Raw genomic sequence first — 7236 nt, forward strand, 5'->3', positions numbered from 1 at the left:
CAGCACCACGGTCGGACACTGCGCCTCGAATGCCTTCAGCACCCGAACCAGCGCCGGGGACGGCAGCGTCGCGTCGACCGACAGCGCGACCTCGCCCTCGAGCCCCTGGTGGTGGCCGTCGACGCGCGAGCGGATGCGCTGCAGCACGCCGATCATGCGCCGTGCGTCCTCCAGCATTGCCCGGCCGATCTCCGTCAATTGCGGCTCGCGCGTGCCCTCGCGCTCGAACAGTTTCAGCCCAAGCTGCGCCTCGAGATTGGCGATGCCGTAGCTGATGACGGACTGTGCCCGGTTGAGCTTGCGGCCGGCGGCCGAGAAGCTGCCGGCTTCGGCGACTGTCACAAAGATCTGAAGTTGATCGAGCGTCGGGTTGGGCTGCATCGTTATATCCAACTTATGGATGGATCGTATAGAAAATATACCAGTTTATTGAATGGATCGAAAGCCCCATATCTGGCGGGACAAATCATTCCAACCGCTGGAGAGAGCCCAAAATGTCCATTCTTCTTGTCACTTCGAGCCCGCGCGGCGCTGCCTCGCATTCGACCCGCATCGCCACCGAATTCGCCGAAAAGCTCGTCGCCGCCGATCCGTCGAACACGCTCGTCGTGCGCGACCTCGTCGCCAATCCGTTGCCGCACATCGATGCCGACTATGCGACGGGCATCTATACCCCGGCCGAAGCGCGCACCCCGCGCCAGGCTGAAGTCGTCGGCGTCTCCGATGTCGTGCTCGACGAGCTATTCGCCGCCGACACGGTGATCCTGGCCACCGGCTTCATCAACTTCAACATCTCCTCGACCCTGAAGTCATGGGTCGACCACATCTCCCGCTCCGGCAAGAGCTTTGCCTATGGCGAGAACGGCCCCAAGGGTCTGGTCACCGGCAAGAAGGTCTATATCGTGCTGGCTTCCGGCGGCATCTATTCGGAAGGTGCGGCCGTGCAGTTCGATCACGCCATTCCCTACCTGCGTGGCGTGCTCGGCTTCCTCGGCATGACCGATGTCGATGTCATCCGCATCGAAGGTGTCGGCATGGGCCCTGACGCGGTGACAGCAGCGCTCGCCAAGGCGACCGCCAAGGTCGACGCCGTCGTGGCCGCCAGCCGGGACGTCGCGGCTGCCGCATAAGGCGCTGCGGCCACCCACCCGAAATTGAAAAAGGCAGGCGCGTACGCGCCTGCCTTTTTCTTGGCGGCGCGACAAAGTTACGTGTGGAAAATGGATGTATTGCGTTGGATAAATTGCAGCGCAACGCCATTGGTTATTCTGCTGTTCTGCGTTATCGGTCGCCGATGTTCCTTTCCGTCGCTACAACGCAACGTCCGGCCACAGATCTCGGCTTCTTGCTGCACAAGCACCCCGAACGTCTGCACGAGACTGACCTATCCTTCGGCAAGGCTTGGCTGTTCTATCCGGAAGCGACCGACGAGCGTTGCGAGGCCGTACTTCTGCTAGACGTCGACCCTATAGGGCTAGTGCGAGGCAAGGGGCAGGCAGAAGGCTTGTTGGACCAGTATGTGAACGACCGCCCGTATGCGGCATCGTCCTTCCTGTCAGTGGCATTGAATAAGGCGCTGCGAACCGCGATGACCGGCATATCAAAGGAACGCCAGCAACTGGCCGACAGCGACCTGCCGCTCGAAACCGTGGTGACCCCGCTGCCGATGCGCGGCGGCGAGGCTCTCGTGCGGGGTCTGTTCGAACCCTTGGGATGGTCCGTTGACCTGACACCGATCGAAACTATTGGATCCAACACAGGCGGCCCCCGATACGGTCATCTTAGGCTGACCGGCACCGGCCGGCTAAGCAGCCTGCTCAATCACCTCTATGTCCTGATCCCGGTGATGGACGACGCCAAGCACTACTGGGTTGGCGAGGCCGAGATCGACAAGCTGCTGTCCAAAGGCGAAGGCTGGCTGGAAAACCACCCAGCCAAAGACCTAATCGTGCGCCGTTATCTGCGCAACCGGGGTGCGTTGGCCCGCATCGCCCTAGAGCGACTGGCTCCCGAGACGGCTGGTGAGGCCCTGCCTCCCGAAGCCCGGATTGCGCCCGAGGAAGCGCTCGAGGCGCCCATCCGACTGAATGACCTGCGCATGGACGCAGTGGTCCGAGCCATCCGCGCGACCGGCGCGACCAGTATTGCAGATCTGGGATGCGGCGAAGGCAAGCTTCTCTATCGGCTCGTGCGCGAACGATGGGTCCACAAGATGTTCGGACTCGACCCTGCCGTTCGTGAGCTGGAACGGGCTGCCAAGCGTCTCAAGCTGAACGAGTTCGGCGGACCGCCCGAAGGCCGTGTCACGCTGATGCATGGATCGCTGACATATCGCGACAGCCGCTGGGCAGAAGCTGATGTTGCCGTGTTGGTGGAGGTCATCGAGCATCTCGACGAAGACAGATTGCCCCTAATCGAACGTGTTGTCTTCGGCGAGACGGCGCCCAAAACCGTGATCGTGACCACGCCCAACGCCGATTATAACGCCTTGTTTCCCAATCTGGCTCCCGGCGCCTTTCGCCATCCGGATCACCGTTTCGAATGGAGCCGCGTTCGGTTTGAAGCCTGGGCGGCCCGGATCGGCAAGGCCTATGGCTACAGCGCCGCATTCAGCGACATCGGAGCCGTGCACCCAGTCCTGGGGGCGCCGACACAGATGGCGGTGTTCACCCGATGAGAGAGCCCGACAAGACCGATCTCGCCATCCCTGACTTCGCCCTGGTCGTGCTGATCGGATCGACGGGATCAGGCAAGTCGACCTTCGCCGCCAGGCACTTCCTGCCGACAGAAATCATCTCCTCGGATCGCTGCCGCGCGCTAGTCAGCGACAACGAGACTGATCAGGATGTCTCGGCAGATGCCTTCGATTTGGCGCGCGAGATTGCCAGCAAACGGCTCAAGTATCGCAAGCTGGCCGTCATCGATGCCACCAACGTGCGAGCCGCTGACCGCAAGGCCTGGATCGAACTTGCGCGCAAGTGGCACACCTTGCCGGTCGCCGTGGTCATCGATCCAGGTGTCGACGTCTGCGTCGCTCGCAACGCGTTGCGACCCGACCGGCCGTTCGGCGCCGGCGTGGTCCAGCGCATGACCACCGAAATTCGCAAGGGCCTCGGCGGGCTGCAACGCGAAGGTTTCCGCCAGGTCTGGAAGCTTACCAGCGAGGCCAGTATCGACACCGCCAGGGTCACGCGCCAGCCATTGTGGACCGACAAGCGCGACCACCACGGTCCGTTCGATATCATAGGCGACATCCACGGCTGCGCCGATGAACTTCAGGCCTTGCTCGCTCAACTCGGTTACAGCGTCGCCTGGTCCGAGGATCATGGCGAACGAATCGTCGCTGTGACACCGCCGGAAGGCCGCAAGATCGTCTTTGTCGGCGACCTCGTCGATCGCGGTCCCAACGTGCCCGACACCTTGCGCATCGCCATGAGCATGGTCGCGGCCGGAGCCGCCTACTGTGTCCAGGGCAATCACGAACGCAAGCTCAGCCGCTGGCTGGAGGGCCGCAAGGTGACGATTGCCCACGGCCTGCAACAAACCATCGATCAGCTGGACGCTCAGGATCGCGGCCTGCGAGAGGCTTTGCCGGCCTTCCTCGACAGCCTGCGCAGCCACGTCTGGCTGGATGACGGACGCCTCGCCGTCGCCCATGCCGGCCTCAAGGAAGAGATGATCGGACGTGGCTCCGGCGCTGTGCGCGAGTTCGCCCTCTATGGCGAAACCACTGGCGAAATCGACGAATTCGGCCTGCCCGTCCGTGCCGATTGGACTGCCGCCTATCGCGGCAAGACCGCCGTGGTCTACGGGCACACGCCGGTGCTGTCGGCCGAATGGGTCAACAACACGCTGTGTATCGACACCGGTTGCGTGTTCGGCGGCAAACTGACGGCCTTGCGCTGGCCGGAACGCGAACTGGTCGAGGTGCCGGCAATCCAGACTTGGTCCGAACCGGTGCGCCCACTAGGTGGATCCTCCGGTCTGGGCAGATCGGCACAGGCCGACGCCGACGGGGTGCTCGACTATGAGGATGTCTCTGGTCGACGTTGGATCGAGACCGAACTGAGGGGCCGGGTCGTTGTGGCCGAGGAGAACGCGTCGGCAGCACTTGAGGTGATGAGCCGTTTCGCATTGTCGCCGCAGTGGTTGATGTATCTGCCACCGACGATGTCGCCATCGGAGACCAGCAGCCAAAGCGGCTGGCTGGAGCGCCCCGAGGAGGCCTTCGCCCATTTCCGCGAGCGTGGCGTCACCCAAATCGTTTGCGAGGAGAAGCACATGGGTTCGCGGGCAGTCATCGCGCTGTGCCGAGACGCACAGGCGGCGCGCGACCGGTTCGGGGTCCCTGGCGACGAGACCGGCGCGATCTGGACCCGGACCGGACGCTCCTTTTTCAACGGCACTGGCATGACGGAGGGCCTGCTCGCCCGCCTCCGCGCCAGAGTCGAGGCTGTGGACCTATGGAAGGAATTGAACAGCGATTGGCTGCTGCTGGACGCCGAGATCATGCCCTGGTCGGCCAAGGCCAGCAGCCTGATTGAAAGCCAGTATGCACCAGTAGCGACGTCTGCGGCCGCAGGCCTCCAAGCCAGTCGCGAGGCGCTGGCCCGTGCGATGGCGCGTGGCATCGATGCGGCCTCGCTGGACGCTCGCCTTGAGGACCGGGCCGCGCGCGCGGCCAGATACGCTACCGCTTGGGCGCCTTACGTGTGGCCTGTCTCGGGCATCGAGGACCTGAAGGTCGCACCATTCCACCTGCTCGCCAGCGAGGGACGTGTCTGGTTCGATCATGACCACGTTTGGCACATGACACTTGCAGAGCGCCTGGCTGCCGGCGTGGTAACGCGAACACAATGGCGGGTGGTAGATCTGGCCGACGCCGGCGCTTGTGCCGAGGCTGTTGCCTGGTGGGAGACGCTGACCGGCTCGGGCGGCGAAGGCATGGTGGTGAAGCCGCGCGACTTCGTCAGCCGGAACAAGAAGGGGGTTATCCAGCCGGCGCTGAAGGTGCGCGGCCGGGAGTATCTGCGCATCATATATGGCCCTGAATACGACGCACCGGACAATCTCGTGCGCCTGCGGGAACGAGGCTTAGGTGGCAAGCGTAGTCTGGCGCTCCGGGAGTTCGCGCTCGGTCACGAGGCGCTGAAGCGGTTTGTCGCCAGGCAGCCCCTACGGCGTGTCCACGAGTGTGTTTTCGGCGTCCTGGCGCTGGAGAGCGAGCCAATAGATCCAAGGCTGTAGTCTAGACTACCCAATGAAATGCCTGAGCAACCCCGCCGAAGCGACCCCGATCAGCACGGTCGGCAGCATGGAAAACCGCGTGGCGGCTGCCAGAGTAACAGCCAGCGCCAGAAGATCCGCCGGGGACTTCGATACGAAGGCCGGTGCGATGACAGAGATCAGCACGCAGCCGGGCGCAGCTTCCATCACAGCCGTGGCACGGGCGCCCAGCGTGCGGTTGCGTAGGACGACATAGCCGCCGATCCGCGTCAGATAAGTGACGCCGGCCATCAGCACGATGGTGAGAAGGGTCACGGCATCAATCATGCATCACCTGCCATCAGCCAGGCCGCGACCAGACCCGACATGGCGCCGGCGGCGACATACCAGGCACCGGGAACGAAGAGATAGACCAGTGCTGCAACGACCAGGCTGACCAGCCAGGGCCGCGCCGCCGCCATACCCGTCCACATGCCGCGCATCAGCACCAGGAAGACAGCCGGGAACGCCATGTCAAAACCATAGGTCTCGACATGGCCAAGCATCGGACCGAGCAAGGCACCCAGCGTGGTGAAGGCCACCCAGGTGAGATACATCGCCAGCGCCGCGCCCATATAGTAGCGCGGGCTGAAGGCCGGCGTGATGCCGGCTGCAGCACGCAGTTTGGCATCGGCCAAGCCCAGCGCCCAGCTTTCATCGCACATAAGGAAAAGCGCCGGAAACACCTTGCGCCGTGGCAGGTCGCGCAGGAACGGCGCCAGTGCCGCCCCCATCAGCAGGTGACGGCTGTTGACCAGGAAGGTGATGGCGACGATGAGCACGATGTGCGGCGGCGACGTCCACAACTGGATCGCCGCGAACTCCGAACCGCCGGCGAAGTTCAGCCCTGTCATGGCAGACAGTTCGACCGTGCTCAAGCCTTTCTGCGTCGCCTGGGCGCCAAGCACCAGCGCATAGGGGATGGTGCCGAACAGCACCGGCGCGCAGGACGCCACGCCACGGCGGAATTCGGATTTCGAACCATCTGCCACCGTCTCGACTGCCTGTGAAATGCTCATGTGTCTTCATCGGCTGACCTCGCGGCCGCCGCTTCTCTGCGTTTGAAATCAACTGATGTCGGCAGCAAACATACCGAAATCGGTCCGCAATTTGGTTGCGGAGATTGTTGTATTTCGCCGAGTTCTGGCATTTTATGTTACAAATTTTCGAATAGATGGAATCTGTAGCCATGAAGCTGGATGAGATCGACAAGCGGATTCTGCGGGCGCTGCAGCGCGACGGCCGCATGGCCAACAACGATCTGGCCAATGAGGTCGGGCTGTCGCCATCGCCTTGCCTGCGTCGCGTGAAGCTGCTGGAGGAAGCCGGTGTCATCGACCGCTACGTCGCCGTGCTCAACCCGGCCAGCATCGGCAAGGGTCTGACCTTCTTCACCCGCATCTGGCTGAAGACGCAGGACGAGGACACGATCGAGCATTTCGCCACCGAAGTCGCCAAGCTGCCGCAGGTGATGGAGTGCTATCTGATGCTCGGCGATTGCGACGCCATGGTGCGCGTGGTGGCGGCCGGCATCGACGACTATCGCCGCTTCCAGTCGGAGCATCTGAGCCGCATCAAGGGCGTGCAGAACGTCAAGACCGACGTCCCCAGCCAAACGATCAAATACACGTCGGAACTGCCGGTCTGATCTGCTGAAAACGGCGTCGGGCCAGACTGGATAAAAAATGCAACCGGATTGTAGGATCAGCCTCGCTGCCGGCGTCCTTCGGATGCAAGCAGCGCTGAGCGCTGCCCTCTGGCATGGGAGATTTGAATGAGCTTTTCCTATCGTTGGGTCATCGTCGCGGCTGGCGCGCTGATGTCCTGTGTCGCCATCGGGACGATGTTTTCGCTGGCGATCTTTCTCGAGCCGATGGCGATCGACACCAACTGGTCGCGCGCCGGCATTTCGAGCGCCATGACGCTCAACTTCCTGGTGATGGGCCTTGGCGGCTTCGCCTGGGGCGCGAT

At 63.0% G+C, this 7236-nt stretch carries 7 protein-coding genes and 1 pseudogene; 5 read left to right on the top strand and 3 right to left on the bottom strand.

Annotated features, from left to right (window positions below; genetic code table 11):
• A partial coding sequence (locus tag EOA22_RS19450) for a LysR family transcriptional regulator (protein WP_164755644.1) occupies window positions 1-381 on the bottom strand: 381 nt, incomplete at its 3' end.
• Window positions 382-494: 113 nt separating this feature from the next.
• Here EOA22_RS19450 and EOA22_RS19455 point away from each other — a divergent pair.
• The 3 genes from EOA22_RS19455 (at window position 495) to EOA22_RS19465 (ending at window position 5247) form a co-directional block, all read left to right on the top strand.
• Window positions 495-1130: an FMN-dependent NADH-azoreductase gene (locus tag EOA22_RS19455; RefSeq protein ID WP_024505492.1), complete on the top strand. Its 636-nt coding sequence runs from the start codon at window positions 495-497 to the stop codon at window positions 1128-1130.
• A gap of 104 nt (window positions 1131-1234) precedes the next feature.
• Window positions 1235-2677, top strand: a complete 1443-nt coding sequence (locus EOA22_RS19460) for a 3' terminal RNA ribose 2'-O-methyltransferase Hen1 (protein ID WP_244514334.1) — start codon at window positions 1235-1237, stop codon at window positions 2675-2677.
• Complete coding sequence (locus EOA22_RS19465; RefSeq protein WP_063168770.1) at window positions 2674-5247, top strand: polynucleotide kinase-phosphatase; 2574 nt, start codon at window positions 2674-2676, stop codon at window positions 5245-5247. The genes EOA22_RS19460 and EOA22_RS19465 overlap by 4 nt, the downstream gene beginning before the upstream one ends.
• Before the next feature lie 6 nt (window positions 5248-5253).
• Here EOA22_RS19465 and EOA22_RS19470 read toward each other — a convergent pair whose 3' ends face one another.
• Together EOA22_RS19470 and EOA22_RS19475 are read right to left on the bottom strand one after the other, a co-directional pair.
• Window positions 5254-5553 (bottom strand): AzlD family protein, encoded by a 300-nt coding sequence (locus tag EOA22_RS19470; RefSeq protein ID WP_013530160.1) that lies wholly within the window; start codon window positions 5551-5553, stop codon window positions 5254-5256.
• Window positions 5550-6284, bottom strand: coding sequence for an AzlC family ABC transporter permease (locus EOA22_RS19475; RefSeq protein ID WP_013530159.1), 735 nt, complete (start codon window positions 6282-6284; stop codon window positions 5550-5552). The genes EOA22_RS19470 and EOA22_RS19475 overlap by 4 nt, the downstream gene beginning before the upstream one ends.
• 170 nt (window positions 6285-6454) lie before the next feature.
• On the opposite strand from EOA22_RS19475, the gene EOA22_RS19480 reads away from it, so the two are divergent.
• Window positions 6455-6913 carry an Lrp/AsnC family transcriptional regulator gene (locus EOA22_RS19480; protein WP_063168771.1) on the top strand — a complete coding sequence of 153 codons (459 nt, stop codon included), beginning with the start codon at window positions 6455-6457 and terminating at the stop codon, window positions 6911-6913.
• 126 nt (window positions 6914-7039) lie between these two features.
• Window positions 7040-7236 (top strand): annotated as a pseudogene (locus EOA22_RS19485) (MFS transporter); the annotation flags it as partial.

The sequence above is a fragment of the Mesorhizobium sp. M7A.F.Ca.US.014.04.1.1 genome, assembly GCF_003998745.1.
Classification (GTDB): Bacteria; Pseudomonadota; Alphaproteobacteria; order Rhizobiales; family Rhizobiaceae; genus Mesorhizobium; species Mesorhizobium ciceri.